Genomic DNA, 16,969 nt, shown 5'->3' on the forward strand with positions numbered 1-16,969 from the left:
AAAGCAGGTTGAATGACAGAGTGAAACTAGCGACTGACGGAAACGGCCGAACGCGACGCGGCGGCCCGCATCCGGCAATCCACCCAGCCGGCGCCCGGCTCGTAGCCGGCCAGCCGGACGCCGGGCGCGACATCGGCGAGCCCGACGGCCGTGCCGCCGTCGGTCCGGAACCGCACCGCGCGGTCGCCGCGCAGCACGACACGCGTGCTCGTGCCGGATGCACTGCGTGTGTGCAACGCGACGAGCGGCGCGGATTCGATCCGCACGCGGCCGACCACGATCGCGCGCGTGTCGCCCGCCGCGCCGACCGTCAGGATCCGCTCGCCCGAACGCAGCAGCGAAAGCTGGCGCGCGCGGTCGCCGCCGCAGAACACGAACGATTCGGCCGAGCCCGCGTCGATGCCGAACACGAGCGGCCGGCCCGGCGGGTGCGCGGCGCCGGCCGCGACGACGAGCAGCATGCTGGTCGCGCTCGCGCCGGCCAGCACGCACTCTTCGCCGTCGAGCTGCGAACAGCCGTCGATCACCGCATGCAGCCCGACGCCGAGCGGCTCGACGCGCTGCACCTCGAATGCCTTCAGCTTCAGCGGCTCGCGCGAGCGCAGCTCGCCGCACGCGGCCAGCACGCCGCGCAACGCGGCCGCATCGCGCGGTGCAAACGCGATGTCGACCGGCGACTGCGCATGCTTGCGCGCGAGGTAAGCCGCGCCGTGCGGATCGGCGAGCGACACGACGATGCGGCACGCGGCGTCGCGGACACCCTCGAGCAGGCGCTCGAGCGGCATCGTGGTCGCGAGCGCGTAGTCGAGCATGACGAGCGCGTGCCGCGCGATCGCGGCGCGCGCGGCATCGAAATCGGCCGCGCCGTCGATCCTCACGCGAACGCCCGCGAGCGGCGCATGCGCGTCGTCGACCAGCGTCGCGACGCCCGCCGTCGAAACGGTCAATAGCGCCGCCGCGCCGGCCGCGCACGGTTCGCGACCGGCCTCGGCCACCACGACGCGGCGCGCGCCGGCCCTCGCCGCGTCGGCCGCGACGGCGCCTGCCTGCGCGCCGAGCGCGCGCAGGTCGATCCACGGATAGCGATGCATGGAAACCCTCGATGGTCGAAAAAGACCGGGTACGACGGCCCGGCGCAGCGAATCAGGCGGCCAGGTGCGCGGCGCGGCGCTCGACGCCGTGCACCGCGTCCGACAGGCGGCGGATCAGCGGGGCGGCCTTCGGCGCGGCGAACACGTTGCGGCCGGCCGCGATGCCGAGCGCGCCCGCGTTCATCACCCGCGACGTGAACGCGACGAACTCGTCTTCGGGCAGCTTCGCGCCGCCCGCGACCAGCACCGGCAGCGACGAACCGGCGATGATGTCGGCCATGCTCGCGGCGTCGCCGCTGTACGGCAGCTTGACGATGTCGGCGCCGAGATCCGCCGCGACGTTCGCCGCATGGGCGATCAGTTCGGCCTGCGGACGATCGCCGAGGCCGGGGCCGCGCGGATAGATCATCGCGAGCAGCGGCAGCGACCAGCGCGCGCATTCGGTCGCAATGCGGCTCAGGTCGAGCAGCTGCTGGGATTCCGTTTTAGAGCCGAGATTCACGTGCACGCTGACCGCGTCCGCGCCGCTCGCCAGCGCGTCCTCGACGCTCGCGAACAGCGTCTTCGCGTTCGCGTCCTCCGCGTAGCGCGTGCAACCGTTCAGGTGCACGACGAGCGCGAGATCGCTCAGCACGTCGGGCGCCAGGAAGCGCGCGCGGCCCCGATGCACGACGATCGCGTCGCCGCCGTGCGCGGCAATGTCGCCAACCAGTTGCCGCAACTGCTGCGGATGGGCGATCGGCCCGTCCGCGAGCGAATGATCGAGCGGCACCATCAGACACTTGCCCGATGCGGCACGCACCACCCGCCGCATCCTGAGCGCCTTGCCAGAAACCGATAGAAGAGCGTTCATCCGTGATTCCTCGCCAGAAATGGAAAGGCCGGCCCGTTCGACTTCAGCCTGCCCCCGGGGTGCCCGTTTGCGGGCGGAACTGGAGCGACAACCGAGCAACGCTTGCAGCAAATCTTGCGACGTGTAAGACTTGCATAGACCCAATCATCCTATGATTGGATCATCCTTGCAAGTGCCTTGCGAGCGATCCTGTTTCCCGACCGGGGGACGCATTCGTCGCGGCATCGCTTCCCCTTTGCAGACAACGGCAGCACATCAACCTGTGAGGTGTCTATGAAGTTCGGCGTGTCCTTCCTGCCCGATACCGGCCCGGCCGACCGCCCGGCGGCCGACTATTACGCCCAGGCGCTGAAGCTCAGCGCGCTGTCCGAGCGGCTCGGCTACACGTACGTGAAGATGACCGAGCACTACCTGAAGCCGTACGGCGGCTACAGCCCGTCGCCGCTGATGTTCCTCGCGGCCGTGGCCGCGCAGACGAAGTCGATCCGCCTGATGACGGGCGGCATCCAGGCGTCGTTCCATCATCCGATCCAGCTCGCGGCCGAAGCCGCGCAGCTCGACGCGATCTCGAACGGGCGGCTCGAGCTGGGCTTCGCGCGCGCCTTCCTGCCTTACGAATTCGATGCGTTCGGCATCGATCTCGACTCGAGCAAGACGCGCTTCCAGCAGACGATCGACGCGACGGTGCGGCTCCTCGCCGAGGAATCGGCCAGCGAGGACACCCCGTTCTTCCGCTATCGCGACGCGCAATCGCTGCCGCGCCCGACGCAGCAGCCGCGCCCGCCGGTGTGGGTCGCGGCGCTGCTCACGCCGTCCAGCTTCGAGTGGATCGGCGAACGCGGCTTCAACCTGCTGATGGCCGCGCCGCCGCGCAAGGCCGCGCTCGCGAAGACACAGGAGATGGTGGCGCTCTATCGCGACACGTTCGAGCGCCATCACGGCCACACCGGCCGCAAGCCGCAGGTCGCGATCAGCATCCCGCTGATGATCGGCACGTCGGACGCGCATGCGCTGGCACTCGCGGAGCCGCGCCTGCGCCATCACTGGCGCAATTTCGCGGAAGCGGCGAAGTCGTGGGAGCAGGTGCAGTCGCCGGCCTACCAGGGCTACAACGAAGCGATGAAGAACAAGATGGGCGGCATGGACACGGCCGACCTCGACGCAACCGCCGTGCTCGGCACGCCCGACACCGTGCGCCAGCGCATTCGCGCGCTCGAGGCCGACCTCGGCCTCGACGCGATCCTGTGGCACATCGACTACGGCGCGCAGCCGTACGAACTGATGAGCAACAACCTGGAGGTGTTCGCCCGCGACGTGCTGCCGGGACTATGACGCCATGCCGATTCCTTCCGGATCCACCACGGGCTCGCCCATGACACCGTCCCTGTCACTCGACACGATCGTCGTCGGCGCCGGCATCGGCGGCCTCGCCGCCGCGCTCGCGCTGCGGCGCGCCGGCCATCGGGTCACCGTCCTCGAGCAGAGCCGGGCGTTTCGGGAAGTCGGCGCCGGGCTGCAGGTCGTGCCGAACGCGACGCGCGCGCTGCGTGCGCTCGGCGTGCTCGACCGGCAGCGGCTGGCCGCCGTCGCCCCGATCGCGACGATCCGCCGCCGCTGGCAGGACGGCAGCCTGCTCGGCACCTTCCCGCTCGGTGGCGATGTCGAAGCCGAGTTCAACGCGCCGTACTGGAACGCGCATCGCGCCGACCTGCATGCCGCGCTGCTCGACGCCGTGCGCGACCCGTACACGGCCGGCCCGCCGGTCGCCGTCCTCGGCGGCATCGCGGTACGCGGCCTCGACGCATACGGGCCGGGGGGCGCGACGCTCGTCGACGCGGCGGGCACGCGCTGGCGCGCGGATCTCGTCGTCGCGGCCGACGGCATTCATTCGACGCTGCGCCACGCGCTGCTCGGCGACGACGCGCCGCACTACAGCGGCGACGACGCGTATCGCGCGCTGATCGACGCCGATGCGATCGACCCGCGCTCGCCCGTGTTCGAGATCGTCAGGGAACCGCAGGTGACGATCTGGCTCGGGCCCGGCCGGCACGCGATTCATTACTGGGTGCGCGACCGCCGGCTGCTGAACCTCGTCGTGATCGTGCCGGGCGACGGCAGCACGCGCGAATCGTGGAGCAGCAAGGGCGACCGCGCGACGCTCGAGGCCGAGCTCGCCGGCTGGGATCCACGCCTCGTCGGGCTGATCCGCTGCGCGTCGGACCTGAGCCGCTGGTCGCTGCACGACCGCCAGCCGCTCACGCGCTGGGTGTGGGACAGCGTGTGCCTGCTCGGCGACGCATGCCACCCGATGCTGCCGTACCAGTCGCAAGGCGCGGCGCAGGCGCTCGAGGACGCGGTCGTGCTCGGCCGGTGCGTGACCGGGCTCGCGTCGAAGGACGCGCTCGGCGCCGCGCTGGTCGAATACCAGCGCCTGCGGATCGACCGCAGCGCGCGGATCCAGCTTGCATCGGCCGGCAACGGCGGCGTATTCCACCTGCCCGACGGCCCCGAGCAGCAGGCGCGCGACGCCGAGCTCAAGTCGCGCCGCGCCGACTTCAAGTCTTACCACTGGACCTGGGCCGACGCGTACCAGCTTTGACGCCCGCCCCGGTGCCGCGCGGCGCGACCCGCGCGGTACCGGGGCTCCTCGCGACAGGACCGCATCATGACGAACACCGTGGACATTGCGCAGCAACTGAAACAGGCGATGCGCGGCGTGGCCGCCACCGTCACGATCGTGACGACCGGCGGCGACGGCGCCGCCGCCGCACCGTGCGCGCTGACCGCCAGCTCGTTCACGTCGGTCGCGCTCGATCCGCCGACCGTGCTGGTGTGCATCAACCGGCGCGCGAGCATTCATGCGTCGATCACCGGCCGCCGGCGCTTCTGCGTGAACGCGCTGCGAAGCTGCCACGTGCCGCTCGCGCTCGCGTGCAGCACGACGGGCTCCGACGCGCGTTTCGCGCACGACGCATGGCGTACCGACGCGGCGACGGGCCTGCCCTATCTCGAGAACGCGCAGACGTCGTTCTTCTGCGACACGCTCGAACAGGTCGAGGTCGGCTCGCATTCGATTCTGGTCGGGCGGGTCACGCGCGTCGCGATGTCCGCCGACGTGAACCCGCTGATGTACGTGAACGGCGCGTTCGCCGCCGTCCGCTCGCTGCCGTCCGATGCAGGCGGCGGATGACGGGCGCACGTTCCGTTGTTTCGAGCATTCGTTCGCGGGGTTCGCACCCGGCCCGTTCGCTCGAGAAAACACGCGCCACCCCACCGATGCGTGCGTCACGCGTGATGCCGCACGCAATCGTTGCGTGCGCTGCAGTCACGCTGCGCGCGCACATCACGCACTACCATTGCGCCGCATGCACGCGATGAAACGGAGAAGCCGATGGCACCCGACCTGAACCTGCTGATTTCGCTCGATGCGCTGCTCGAAGAGGGCAGCGTCGTCGGCGCCGCACGCCGCATGAACCTCAGCCCGCCCGCGATGAGCCGCACGCTCGCGCGCATCCGCGAAACGGTCGGCGACCCGATCTTCGTGCAGGCCGGCCGCAAGATGGTGCCGACGCCGCGTGCGCTCGAACTGCGCGGCGTCGTCCGAGAAACCGTGGAGCGCGCATCGCAGTTGCTCGCGCCGTCCGCGGAAATCGATCTCGGCACACTCGACAAGCAGTTCAACGTGCGCGCGAACGACGTCTTCGTCGGCCTGCACAGCAGCCGGCTGCTCGAGGAGATGGCGCGCGGGATGCCGCGCGCGATGCTGCGCTTCATGCCCGAGGAAGACGACGTCGACGACGACGCATTGCGCAGCGGCCGCATCGACCTCTTCATCAGCGCGTCGCGCCGCCTGGGGCCGGAGATTCGCGTGCAGCCGCTGTTCACGACGACCTTCGTCGGCCTCGCGCGCCACGACCACCCGATCTTCGACGACGACATCACGCCCGAGCGCTTCGCGCGCTGGCCGCATATCGGCGTCTCGCGGCGCGGCAAGTCCGCGGGGCCGATCGACGACGCGCTCGCCGCGCGCGGGCTCGCGCGCCACGTGCTGCTCGTCGTGCCGACGCCGTATGCGGCGATCTTCGCGCTGCAGGCGTCGGACCTGATCCTGCCGCTGCCCGAGCATCTCGCGCGCGGCGCGGTGCGGGCCGGGCTCGGCGTGCGCACGTTCGAACTGCCGGTGCCGCTCGAAACCGTGCTGATCACGCAGGCGTGGCATCCGCGCTTCCAGAGCGACCCCGCGCACCAGTGGTTGCGGCGTGTCGTGCGCGGGCTGTGCACCGGCCAGCCGGCGCTGCGTGCGGCGCATGCATGACGGATGCGTCGCACGCACTCGTCGAGTGCAAAGACGTCACTGTTCGGCATGCATGGCGCGACCGTAGACTGGCTTCGTCCTTTCTCATGGAGCGAGTGCAGTGCATGACGCAGCAGATCAGACGCGCGCCGTCGCGGCGCCGCCCCGCCGCCTGACTCGCGCGGCCGCGGCGCTGATCGCGCGCATCGACATCTTCACGCCACGCGGCGCGTATGTCGCGCGCTCGGTCATCGCCGCCGCGCTCGCGCTCGGCGTCGCGTACCTGCTCGAACTGGAAACCCCGTATTCGGCCGCGTCGACGGTGCTGCTCGTGATCAATCCCGTCCAGGGCGCGGTGATCGGCAAGGGCGTGTGGCGCGTGGTCGGCACGATCGCGGGGATGGTCGTCGCGTTCGTGCTGATGGGCTGCTTCGCGCAGCAGCCGCTGCTGTTCATCCTCGGCTTCGCGTTCTGGCTCGGCGTCTGCGTCGCGGGCATGACGCTGCTGCGGCACTTCCGCGCGTCGGGCACCGTCGTGGCCGGCTACACGATCGGCCTCGCGACCTACGGCGCGATGCAGCATCCCGAGCTGACCTTCGAACACGTGATCGGGCGCGGCTCGACGGTCGCGATCGGCGTGCTGTGCCTGAGCCTCGTGTCGATGCTGCTCGGCACGCGCGACGTGCACGCGAAGCTCGACGCGCTGGTAACGCGCATCACCGCCGACGTCGCGCGGGTCATCGCCGCGCAGCGCAACGGCCTCGCGGCGGCACCCGCCGACGACAAGCGGCACGCGCTGTTCGCCGGCATCTACGGCATCGACGATCTGCTCGCGCTCGGCAAGGCCGAATCGGAGGATCTCGCGCAACGCGCGGCCGCCGTGCGGCACGGGATGGCGGCGCTGTTCGGCGCGCTCGCGGGCGGCATGCCGCCGCTGCCGGCCGACAGCCCCGGCGCGCGCGCGGTCGCATCGCTGCAGCCGCGTCTCGCGGCCGCGTGGCAGGCCGCCGCCGACGCATTGGGCGACGGCCCCGGCGGCGCGACGCACGCGCGTGCGCTGCTCGGCGATGCGCGCGAACGCCTGCGCGACGCGCTCGACGGCATCGCGCTCGGCGATCCGCGCGACGATGCGGCGTTGCTGATCGCCGGCGAGCGGCTGATCGAGCAGATCGACGACTACCGCGCGGCGCTCGACGGGCTCGTCGAACTGCAGCGCCCGCGCCCGGGCTACCGGCCCGCGCGGGTGCGCTTTCACCGCGACACGGGCGCGGCCCTGCGCAACGGCGTGCGCGCCGCGTGCGCGATCGTGATCTCGGGCGCATTCTGGCTCGCGACCGGCTGGAACCAGGGCGACATGATGCTGCTCGTGGTCGCGCCGTACTGCGCGCTGCTCGCGACCGCCGGCAACCCGGCCGCCGGCGCGCAGGCGTTCATCAAGGGCACGGTGCTCGCCGTGCCGGCCGCGTTCGTGTGCGCGTTCGGCATCCTGCCGCGCATCGAAGGCTTTCCGCTGCTCGTCGTCGCGCTCGCGCTGTTCTGGATGCCCGGCATCTACGCGACGAGCGTGCCGAAGACCGCGCTGGCGGGGCTCGCCTATCTCGTCGCGTTCAACACGCTGACCGGCGCGACCAATCCGTTCCGCCCCGACGTCGCGCTGTTCCTGAACCAGTCGGTCGCGTGGGTGCTCGCCACGTTCCTCACGCTGCTCACGTTCCGGTTGATCCTGCCGGGCAACCTGGCCACCGACGCCACGCGGCTGCGCCGCACGATCCGCGACGACACGCTCGCGCTCGTGGCCGGCCGGCGCGTCACGGCGGCGGGCTGGCAGCAGCGCCAGCAGCACCGCATCGCGCAGCTCGGCGCGCTGCTCGCCGGCCAGCCGGCCGCGATGACGCAGGCGAGCATCGAGGCGCTCGCGGCGCTGCACGTCGGCAAGGAGCTGCTGCGGATCCGCCGCGGCGCCCCGCGCGACGGCCTGCCCGACCCCGCGCGACGATGCGTGCGGGCGGGGCTCGCGGGCCTCGCGCGGCACGCGGCCGCCCCGCCGCGCGCGGCCCGGCATGCACGGCGCGCCGCGCACGCGCTGGCCGGCCTCGCCGCCGCGCAGCCGGGCAACACCGAACTGAAGTGGCTGATGGCCGCGTTCGCCGACGTCTACGTGCTGCTGCACACGTACGCCGCCTATTTCACCGCCGTTCCGGAGCGCGCCCGCGATGCTCAGTGAATTCCCGCTGGCCGGCATCTACCTGCCGCCCTTTTTCGTCTATGCGTGCGCGACCGTGCCGCTCTACCTGGCCGTGCGCGCGCTGCTCGCCCGGCTCGGCGTGCTGCGCCGCGTGTGGCATCCGGCGCTGTTCGAGTTCGCGATTTCGCTCGTGCTGGTCGCCACGCTGATCCTCTATTTCTAGCCTCCCGTCGGAACGTATCGCGTCATGTCGCTCAAACCCCTCACCCGCTCCCTGCTGACGCTCGCCACCGTGGCCGTGGCGATCGTGCTGGTCGCCGCGCTCTGCCATGCATACGTCCTCGCGCCGTGGACGCGCGACGCGCGTGTCAGCGCGCACGTCGTGCGGATCGCGCCCGAAGTGTCGGGCACCGTCGTCGAAGTCGCGGTGGTCGACAACCAGCGCGTCGCGAAAGGCGACGTGCTGTACCGGATCGATCCGCAGCGCTTCGCGCTGGCGGTGGAACAGGCCGAGGCGCAGGTCGCCGCGACCGCCGAGTCGATGCGCCAGAAGCGCGACGAAGCGCAGCGGCGCACCGGCCTCGACGATCTCGTGCCGCGGGAGGACATCCAGCGCTCGAGCCGCGCGGTGGCGATCGCGCAGGCCGAGCACCGCAAGGCGCTGGCCGCGCTCGACGTCGCGAAGCTCGACCTCGAACGCACGACGCTGCGCTCGCCGGTCGACGGTTACGTGACGCAGTTGCGCCTGCGTCACGGCGACTACGCGGTCGAAGGCAAGCCCGGCATCTCGGTGCTCGACGCGCACAGTTTCTGGATCACCGGCTATTTCGAGGAGACCAAGCTGCGCCGCGTCGCGACGGGTGCACCCGCGACGATCCGGCTGATGGGCTTCGATCCGCTGCTGAGCGGGCACGTGACGAGCATCGGCCGCGGCATCGCCGACGAAAACGGCACGCTCGACGAACTCGGCCTGCCGGCCGTCAACCCGACCTTCAGCTGGGTGCGGCTCGCGCAGCGCATTCCGGTGCGCATCGAGATCGACCGGGTGCCGGCCGGCGTGCTGCTGGCGGCCGGCATGACGTGCAGCGTCGAAGTCGGCGAACACGGGCGCGAGCGCACGCCGCGCGGCCGGCTCGCGTCGTGGCTGCACGCGTGGATGTGACGGAGGCGACGATGCGATGCCCGTTCCCTCCGGTGCGCGCGACGTGCCGCATGCGCGCCTTCGTCGTAGCCTGCGCGTGCGCGCTCGCCGCATGCACGACGGTCGGCCCCGATTACGTGGCGCCGCGGCCCGCGCACCCGCCCGGCTGGATCGCGCCGCGCGACACGGTGACGGCCGACCCCGCGCAGTTGCAGGACTGGTGGCGCGCGTTCGGCGATGCGCAGCTCGATGCGCTGGTCGAGCAGGCGATCGCGCACAACCAGGATCTCGCGATCGCGCGCCAGCGCTTGCTGCAGGCGCGCGCCGAACGCGACCAGATCGCGAGCCGCCTCGGCCCGACCGTCACCGCGGGCGGGAACGCCGATGCGCTGCGCTCGTCGCGGGCGCTCGAATGGCCGCCCGGGATCGGCCAGTCGCGCACCTACCGGCTCGGTTTCGATGCGTCGTGGGAACTCGACCTGTTCGGCGGCACGCGACGCGCGGTCGAATCCGCCGATGCGCAGGTCGACGCGCTCGACGACGATCGCCACGCGATCCTCGTGAGCCTGCTGGCCGAGCTTGCATCCGATTACGCGGAACTGCGCGCGACCCAGGAGCGGCTGCGGATCGCAACGGACAACGTCGCGAGCCTCGACGCCACGCGGCAGCTGACCGAGCGCTCGAACCGGCGCGGCCTCGGCACGTCGTTCGCGGTCGCGCAGGCACGTGCCGAACTGCAGCTCGCGCAGGCGGCGGTGCCGCCGCTGCAGCAGGACGTCGCGCGCCTCGCCCACGCGATCGGCGTGCTCGTCGGCGGTTTTCCGGAAACGCTGCGCGACACGCTGAGCGCGCCCGGCGCGACCCTGCCGGTCGCGCCCGCGCTGCCCGTCACGCTGCCGTCGGACGTGATCCGCGAGCGCCCCGACATTCGCGCCGCCGAACGGCGGCTCGCCGCCGCGACCGCGCAGATCGGCGTCGCGCGCGCCGAGCAGTTTCCGCATTTCGCGATTCCGCTGAGCCTCGGCACGACGGCGAGCCTCGTGCAGGACCTGTTCTCGGGCGCGAGCGTCGCATGGTCGGTCGCGCTCGACGGCACGCAGACGCTGTACGACGGCGGCCGCGCGAAAGCCGGCGTCGACGCCGCGCGCGCGGCCGCCGAGGCCGCCCGGCTCGCATACGAGCAGCGCATCCGCGGCGCGTTTCGCGATGTCGAGGACGCGCTGGTGGCAATCGGCGCCGCGCGCGACCAGCAAGCCATGCTCGCCGCGGCGGTCGACAGCAGCCAGGATGCGCAGTCGCGCGCGACGCGGCTGTATCGCAACGGCCTCGGCGAATACCTGTCGGTGCTCACGGCGCAGCGCGCGACGTACCGCGCCCGCGATGCGCTCGCACTCAGCCGGCTCGCCCAGGTGCAGGGCGCGATCGCGCTCTACAAGTCGCTCGGCGTCGGCTGGCGCGACGCGCCGCCGGTCGCGCAGGCCGGTGCGGCGCAAGCGAGCGCGCATTGAATGCCCACGCACGGCCACCCGACGCTTCGGCGTCGCTCATCCAACGGAGAACCCTCGATGTCCGCTCTCAATCCGAATGATTTCGCGCTGCACGACATCCAGCTGTTCCCGGTCTGCGTGTTTCGCCCCGAACACGCGACACCGGGCTACGCGCCGCGCTGGGAAGGCGAGATCGACACGCTGATGCGCCACGGCGAGCCGTTCGTGATCGTCTACGTCGAGCTCGATAACGACGAGAGCCACGACGACCGCAAGCACCGCGCCGTCTGGCTCAAGCAGAACAAGGTCGAGCTGGGCGCCGTCTGCAAGGCGCTCGTCAGCGTCGAACCCGATCCCGACCGGCGCGCGGAAGTGGCCGCGCAGGGCGAGGTCGCCGTCAAGGCATTCGGGATTCCGCATCACGCGGTGGCGTCGTTCGGGCAGGCCGTCTCGCTCGCCGCCCGGCTCACGCGGCAGCATTCGGGCAACGACGCGCTGCAAACCGGACAACAGGCATGACGGGGCCGGCACGCCGGGCCACGTCGCATCCGCCACCGACACGGGGGCCGGCATGCGCTATCCCGCCCTGACGATCACCGGCTCGCACACGCTGGCGTCATGTCCGTCGCGGCTTCCCGATCCGGGCGAGATCCTGTTGTGGCGACTGCGCGGCGAATGGCAGCTCGTCACCAGCGAGCAAGGCCATCTCTGCCTGTCGAAGACGGAACTGCGGCGTGCCAGGATGCATCCGAACCGCGCGCACGGTCGCCGCTTCGCGATCGGCCGGTCGGCGCTGCGCGCGATCCTGGGGACGCTGGCCGGCTGCGCCGCCGACGAACTCACGCTGATCGAGCGCGAGGCCGACCATATCGCGATCGCGGGCTGCGACTCGCTGGACGGGCTCGACATCGTGGTCGGCCACGCCGGCATCTGGATCGTGATCGCGATCGCCCGTGGCCCGATCGGGCTGGGCATGGCGCAAGCCGGCACGCCCGCCGGTCCGGCATCGCGCGACCAGCTTCGGCTGGACAGCCTCTCGAACGCATGCGGAAGCGGACACGGCGCGACGCTCGCGTCGCTGGCGCCGTTTGCGGGGCCGTTCCGCGAGGTCGATACGCCGCATGCGGGCCGCTGGCGCCTGCTCGACATCCCGCTCCCCGGCCTGGCCTGCGCGGCAACCATTGCCGCGCGCCAGATGAACAAGATCCATGCGGTGGGCTGGCGCGGCGAACGCAAGGACTGGCTGGCCGACCGCGATCGCCACCTGCGGGCGGCGGCGTCGAGCGGCGCGTCGGCCTGCGTCGCGGTCGAGACTGGATAAACCGGCGCAGCAATCCTCGCGGCGCATGCTTGCGCGACGGCCGCCGTCGGCATCGATGATGGGATGCCGTTCATGGGAACGCGCGAAGGTTCCCGGTTATGGGACCACGCGCTCCGGATGTAAAGCGCCCACACCGCCGCCGCATCGCCCCTCCGCGATTCTTTCGCCTCCTCCATCAAACCTCCATCTTTCCGCACAAAAAACTCCATCGGGCATACGCACACTGCGAACCGAAAATGCGGGCCATCGGGTGCCTGCGTCCCATGGAGTCCACATGAAGAATCAGAAACGAGCCTGCTACGGCGCCGTGTGTGCGCTGGTGGCGGCGATGCTGGCGGGCTGCGGGCCCTCCGAACAGCAGGCCGCCGCGCCGGCCATCCCGGTTGCGGCGATGACCGTGGCCGCCACGCCGCTCGACGTGACGGAAGACCTGCCTGGCCGCGTCGCGGCCGTGCGGATCGCCGAGATCCGCCCGCAGGTCAGCGGCATCGTCCAGCGCCGGTTGTTCGAACAGGGCACCGAAGTCCGCGCGGGCCAGCCGCTGTTCCAGATCAATCCGGCGCCGTTCAAGGCCGACATGGATACAGCAGCGGCGGCGCTGCAACGTGCGGAAGCCGCGCTCGCACGGGCCAAGGTGCAGACCACGCGACTGAAGCCGCTGGTCGAAGCCGACGCGATCAGCCGGCAGGTCTACGACGACTCAGTGTCGCAACGCGACCAGGCCGCCGCCGACGTCGCGCAGGCCCGCGCGACGCTCGCGCGCCGCCAGCTCGACCTCAAGTTCGCGACCGTCGAGGCACCGATCACGGGCCGCATCGACCAGGCCCTCGTGACCGAGGGTGCGCTCGTCGCGAGCAGCGACAGCCAGCCGATGGCACGCATCCAGCAGATCGACCAGGTTTATGTGGACGTCCGCCAGCCGGCCGCGTCGCTCGATTCGCTGCGCGGCGCGCTCGCCGGGCAGCCGGACACCACGGCAAACGGGCTGCCGGTTGACGTGCTGCGCGACGACGACTCGCGCTACGACGTGAAGGGCCGCATGCTGTTCTCGGGCGTCAACGTCGATCCGGGCACCGGCGACGTGCTGCTGCGCGTGCTGGTCGACAACCCGAAGCGCCAGTTGCTGCCCGGCATGTATGTGCGTGCCCGCATTCCGCGCGCGCACTACGCGAACGCGGTGACGGTGCCGCAACAGGCCGTCGTGCGTGCCGGCGGCAAGCCGCAGGTGTGGGTGCTCGACGCGAAGGGCACCGCGCATCTGAAGGCCGTCGAAGTCGGCGAACTGACGAACCGCAGCTATCGCATCAAGTCGGGCCTGCAGGCCGGCCAGAAAGTCGTCGTCGAAGGGATGGAACGCCTGACCGACGGCGCACCGGTCGCCGCCACCGACTGGAAGTCGCCTGACGCCGCGACCACCGCGTCCGCGCACTGAGCCACGAGGAGCCTCCAGTCATGGCTGAATTCTTTATCCGCCGCCCGGTGTTTGCGTGGGTGATCGCGCTCTTCATCATCCTCGCGGGGCTGATCGCGATCCCGCAACTGCCGGTCGCGCGCTACCCGTCGGTCGCGCCGCCGTCCGTCACGATCACCGCCAACTACCCGGGCGCCACGCCGCAGACGATGAACGACGGCGTGCTGAGCCTCATCGAGCGCGAACTGTCCGGCGTCAAGAACCTGCTGTACTTCGAATCGTCGGCCGATACGTCCGGCCAGGCAGAGATCACCGTGACGTTCAAGCCGGGCACCGATCCGGCGCTGGCGCAGGTCGACGTACAGAACAAGATCAAGTCGGTCGAGCCACGTCTACCCGTGGCCGTGCGCCAGAACGGGCTGATCGTCCAATCGGCGTCGACCGGCTTCCTGATGATCGTCAGCCTGCGCTCCGACAACGGCCGCTTCGACCAGGGCGCGCTCTCCGATTACATGGCACGCAGCGTCTCCGAGGAACTGCGGCGAGTCGACGGCGTCGGCCGCGTACTGCAGTTCGGTTCGGAACGCGCGATGCGCATCTGGGTCGATCCGCAAAAGCTGATCAACTACGGCCTGTCGACGAGCGACCTGACGACCGCGATCGGCCAGCAGAACGTGCAGATCGCGCCGGGTAGCCTCGGTGCGCTGCCCGCACTGAAGGGCCAGCGCGTGACCATGCCGCTCACCGTACAGGGCCAGCTAACGACGCCGGAAGAGTTCGCGAAGGTCGTCCTGCGTGCGAACGCGAACGGCTCGAAGGTCGTGCTCGGCGACGTCGCGCGGGTCGAGCTCGGCTCGCAGAACTACATGTTCGTGAGCCGCGAGAACAACAAGCCGGCCTCCCTCGTGGGGGTGCAGCTCGCGCCGGGCGCCAACGCGGTGAAGACCGCGGATGCGATCCGCACGCGCATGGCCGAACTGAGCAAGTCGATGCCGTCGGGCATGACCTACTCGATCCCGCTCGACACGTCGCCGTTCGTCAAGATCTCGATCGAGAAGGTACTGCACACGCTGCTCGAAGCGATGGTGCTCGTGTTCCTCGTGATGTACCTGTTCCTGCAGAACGTTCGCTACACGCTGATCCCGGCCATCGTCGCGCCGGTCGCGATGCTCGGCACGTTCGCGGTGATGCTGCTGACCGGCTTCTCGATCAACGTGCTGACGATGTTCGGCATGGTGCTCGCGATCGGCATCATCGTCGACGATGCGATCGTGGTCGTCGAGAACGTTGAACGCCTGATGGCCGAGGAAGGCCTGTCGCCGAAGGACGCGACGTCGAAGGCGATGAAGGAGATCACCGGCGCGATCATCGGCGTCACGCTGGTCCTGACCGCGGTGTTCCTGCCGATGGCGATGGCAAGCGGCTCGGTCGGCGTGATCTACAAGCAGTTCACGATGTCGATGGCCGTATCGATCCTGTTCTCGGCGCTGCTGGCGCTGACGCTCACGCCGGCCCTGTGCGCGACGATGCTCAAGCCGGTCGAGCCGGGCCACCACGAGAAGCGCGGCTTCTTCGGCTGGTTCAACCGCCGCTTCGATCGCCTGACGAAATGGTATGAAACCCGCGTCGGCCGCCTGGTCGGCCGCACGGGCCGCGTGATGCTGGTGTTCGTCGCGATTTCGGGCGCGCTGGTGCTCGGCTTCCGCGGCCTGCCGTCGTCGTTCCTGCCGGACGAGGACCAGGGCTACTTCATCACCAGCTTTCTGCTGCCCGCAGACGCTACCTCCGAGCGTACGCATGACGTGGTCAAGACGCTGGAGAAGCATCTTGCTGCGCGTCCGGCAATCCGGTCGAGCATTTCCGTGATCGGCTACGGCTTCTCGGGGCAGGGCCCGAACGCGGCGATCAACTGGTCCGTGATGAAGGACTGGAAGGACCGCGGCGACTCGTCGACCCTCGAGGAAGGCATGATGGCCCAGCAGGCGATGGCCGGCGTGACCGAAGGCACGGTGCTGAGCCTGCTGCCGCCGGCGATCGATGAACTCGGCAACAGCTCGGGCTTCTCGATGCGCCTGGAAGACCGCGCCAACCAGGGCACGGCGGCGCTCAAGGCGGCGGAAGCGAAGCTGCTCGAACTCGCCGCGCAAAGCAAGGTCGTGACCGGCGTGTATCCGGACAGCCTGCCGGCCGGCACGAGCATCCGGCTCGAGATCGACCGCGCGAAGGCGGAGGCGCTCGGCGTGTCGTTCACAACGCTCAGCGACACGCTGACGACCGCGATGGGTTCGACCTACGTGAATGACTTCCCGAACGCGGGCCGCATGCAGCAGGTGATCATCCAGGCCGACGCACCCGCGCGCATGCAGATCGACAACGTGATGAAGCTGTACGTGCGCAACGCGGCCGGCGGCATGGTGCCGCTGTCCGAAGTGGTTCGCCCGGTGTGGAGCGAAACGCCGCTGCAGATGGTGCGCTTCAAGGGCTATCCGTCCGCGCGTATCTCGGGCTCGGCCGCCCCCGGCCAGTCGAGCGGCGCCGCGATGGCCGAGATGGAGCGACTGGCCGCGCAACTGCCCCCGGGCTTCGCGGTCGAGTGGACCGGCCAGTCGCTCCAGGAACGCCAGTCGGCGTCGGAAGCGCCGATGCTGATGGTGCTGTCGATGATCGTCGTGTTCCTCGTGCTCGCCGCGCTGTACGAAAGCTGGTCGATCCCGCTGTCGGTGATGCTGGTGGTGCCGCTCGGCCTGATCGGCGCGATCGGCGCGGTCCTGCTGCGCGGCTTGCCGAACGACGTGTTCTTCAAGGTCGGGATGATCACCGTGATCGGCCTGTCCGCCAAGAACGCGATCCTGATCGTCGAGTTCGCGAAGCAGTTGCGCGAGGAAGGCAAGGGGCTGATCGAAGCGGCCGTGCAGGCATCGAAGCTGCGCCTGCGCCCGATCCTGATGACCTCGCTCGCATTCGGCCTCGGTGTCGTGCCGCTGATGATCGCGACCGGCGCCAGCGCCGAAACGCAGCACGCGATCGGTACCGGCGTATTCGGCGGCATGGTGACCGCTACCGTGCTGGCCATCTTCTTCGTTCCGGTTTTCTACGTGTTCGTGATGAGCATCCAGGAACGCATCTCGGCCTGGCAGGCCTCCCGCAAGAAGCCCGCCACCGTGACTCACGAACATGAAGGTTGAC

14 protein-coding genes are annotated in these 16,969 nt (G+C 70.4%); 12 read left to right on the top strand and 2 right to left on the bottom strand.

Annotation, left to right across the window (positions count from 1 at the left end; genetic code table 11):
- Positions 1-26: 26 nt before the first annotated feature.
- Entirely contained in the window at positions 27-1,091 is a 1,065-nt protein-coding gene (locus PQB87_RS38630; protein ID WP_489244597.1) for a 3-dehydroquinate synthase II family protein, read from the bottom strand.
- A 52-nt stretch (positions 1,092-1,143) separates the two neighbouring features.
- The gene (locus PQB87_RS38635; RefSeq protein ID WP_021164281.1) at positions 1,144-1,944 is read right to left on the bottom strand and encodes a 2-amino-3,7-dideoxy-D-threo-hept-6-ulosonate synthase; all 801 of its coding nucleotides are present in this window, start codon (positions 1,942-1,944) and stop codon (positions 1,144-1,146) included.
- Positions 1,945-2,229: 285 nt separating this feature from the next.
- Here PQB87_RS38635 and PQB87_RS38640 point away from each other — a divergent pair, with 285 nt between their 5' ends.
- From PQB87_RS38640 to PQB87_RS38695, 12 genes are all read left to right on the top strand, one after another.
- Positions 2,230-3,276, top strand: a complete 1,047-nt coding sequence (locus PQB87_RS38640; protein ID WP_230942759.1) for an LLM class flavin-dependent oxidoreductase — start codon at positions 2,230-2,232, stop codon at positions 3,274-3,276.
- 40 nt (positions 3,277-3,316) lie between these two features.
- Positions 3,317-4,543, top strand: coding sequence for an FAD-dependent monooxygenase (locus PQB87_RS38645; RefSeq protein ID WP_489244599.1), 1,227 nt, complete (start codon positions 3,317-3,319; stop codon positions 4,541-4,543).
- A 66-nt stretch (positions 4,544-4,609) separates the two neighbouring features.
- Positions 4,610-5,134: a flavin reductase family protein gene (locus tag PQB87_RS38650; RefSeq protein WP_021164278.1), complete on the top strand. Its 525-nt coding sequence runs from the start codon at positions 4,610-4,612 to the stop codon at positions 5,132-5,134.
- Between the two features lie 201 nt (positions 5,135-5,335).
- The gene (locus PQB87_RS38655) at positions 5,336-6,259 is read left to right on the top strand and encodes a LysR family transcriptional regulator (protein ID WP_059685911.1); all 924 of its coding nucleotides are present in this window, start codon (positions 5,336-5,338) and stop codon (positions 6,257-6,259) included.
- Positions 6,260-6,359: 100 nt separating this feature from the next.
- A complete protein-coding gene (locus tag PQB87_RS38660; RefSeq protein WP_489244601.1) occupies positions 6,360-8,462 on the top strand; it encodes an FUSC family protein in 2,103 nt (700 codons plus the stop codon).
- The gene (locus PQB87_RS38665; RefSeq protein WP_027792350.1) at positions 8,452-8,646 is read left to right on the top strand and encodes a DUF1656 domain-containing protein; all 195 of its coding nucleotides are present in this window, start codon (positions 8,452-8,454) and stop codon (positions 8,644-8,646) included. The genes PQB87_RS38660 and PQB87_RS38665 overlap by 11 nt, the downstream gene beginning before the upstream one ends.
- 24 nt (positions 8,647-8,670) lie before the next feature.
- A complete protein-coding gene (locus PQB87_RS38670; RefSeq protein WP_489244603.1) occupies positions 8,671-9,585 on the top strand; it encodes an HlyD family secretion protein in 915 nt (304 codons plus the stop codon).
- Between the two features lie 50 nt (positions 9,586-9,635).
- Positions 9,636-11,072 carry an efflux transporter outer membrane subunit gene (locus tag PQB87_RS38675; protein ID WP_258403806.1) on the top strand — a complete coding sequence of 479 codons (1,437 nt, stop codon included), beginning with the start codon at positions 9,636-9,638 and terminating at the stop codon, positions 11,070-11,072.
- A 57-nt stretch (positions 11,073-11,129) separates the two neighbouring features.
- Entirely contained in the window at positions 11,130-11,570 is a 441-nt protein-coding gene (locus PQB87_RS38680; protein ID WP_059685906.1) for a hypothetical protein, read from the top strand.
- A gap of 52 nt (positions 11,571-11,622) precedes the next feature.
- The gene (locus tag PQB87_RS38685) at positions 11,623-12,372 is read left to right on the top strand and encodes a 4'-phosphopantetheinyl transferase family protein (protein ID WP_111940500.1); all 750 of its coding nucleotides are present in this window, start codon (positions 11,623-11,625) and stop codon (positions 12,370-12,372) included.
- 274 nt (positions 12,373-12,646) lie between these two features.
- Positions 12,647-13,804: an efflux RND transporter periplasmic adaptor subunit gene (locus PQB87_RS38690; RefSeq protein WP_111940502.1), complete on the top strand. Its 1,158-nt coding sequence runs from the start codon at positions 12,647-12,649 to the stop codon at positions 13,802-13,804.
- A gap of 20 nt (positions 13,805-13,824) precedes the next feature.
- On the top strand, positions 13,825-16,968 hold the full coding sequence (locus PQB87_RS38695) for a multidrug efflux RND transporter permease subunit (RefSeq protein ID WP_489244606.1): 3,144 nt from the start codon (positions 13,825-13,827) through the stop codon (positions 16,966-16,968).
- The last annotated feature ends 1 nt before the right edge of the window (position 16,969 follow it).

The organism is Burkholderia sp. KL41, from assembly GCF_057005415.2.

What these genes read in the sequence shown, in the direction of transcription:
- PQB87_RS38655 (WP_059685911.1), top strand. Translation starts at nt 5,336, where the DNA reads ATGGCACCCGACCTGAACCTGCTGATTTCGCTCGATGCGCTGCTCGAA.
- PQB87_RS38645 (WP_489244599.1), top strand. Translation starts at nt 3,317, where the DNA reads ATGACACCGTCCCTGTCACTCGACACGATCGTCGTCGGCGCCGGCATC.
- PQB87_RS38665 (WP_027792350.1), top strand. Translation starts at nt 8,452, where the DNA reads ATGCTCAGTGAATTCCCGCTGGCCGGCATCTACCTGCCGCCCTTTTTC.
- PQB87_RS38695 (WP_489244606.1), top strand. Translation starts at nt 13,825, where the DNA reads ATGGCTGAATTCTTTATCCGCCGCCCGGTGTTTGCGTGGGTGATCGCG.
- PQB87_RS38630 (WP_489244597.1), bottom strand. Translation starts at nt 1,091, where the DNA reads ATGCATCGCTATCCGTGGATCGACCTGCGCGCGCTCGGCGCGCAGGCA.
- PQB87_RS38690 (WP_111940502.1), top strand. Translation starts at nt 12,647, where the DNA reads ATGAAGAATCAGAAACGAGCCTGCTACGGCGCCGTGTGTGCGCTGGTG.
- PQB87_RS38680 (WP_059685906.1), top strand. Translation starts at nt 11,130, where the DNA reads ATGTCCGCTCTCAATCCGAATGATTTCGCGCTGCACGACATCCAGCTG.
- PQB87_RS38675 (WP_258403806.1), top strand. Translation starts at nt 9,636, where the DNA reads ATGCGCGCCTTCGTCGTAGCCTGCGCGTGCGCGCTCGCCGCATGCACG.
- PQB87_RS38670 (WP_489244603.1), top strand. Translation starts at nt 8,671, where the DNA reads ATGTCGCTCAAACCCCTCACCCGCTCCCTGCTGACGCTCGCCACCGTG.
- PQB87_RS38685 (WP_111940500.1), top strand. Translation starts at nt 11,623, where the DNA reads ATGCGCTATCCCGCCCTGACGATCACCGGCTCGCACACGCTGGCGTCA.
- PQB87_RS38635 (WP_021164281.1), bottom strand. Translation starts at nt 1,944, where the DNA reads ATGAACGCTCTTCTATCGGTTTCTGGCAAGGCGCTCAGGATGCGGCGG.
- PQB87_RS38650 (WP_021164278.1), top strand. Translation starts at nt 4,610, where the DNA reads ATGACGAACACCGTGGACATTGCGCAGCAACTGAAACAGGCGATGCGC.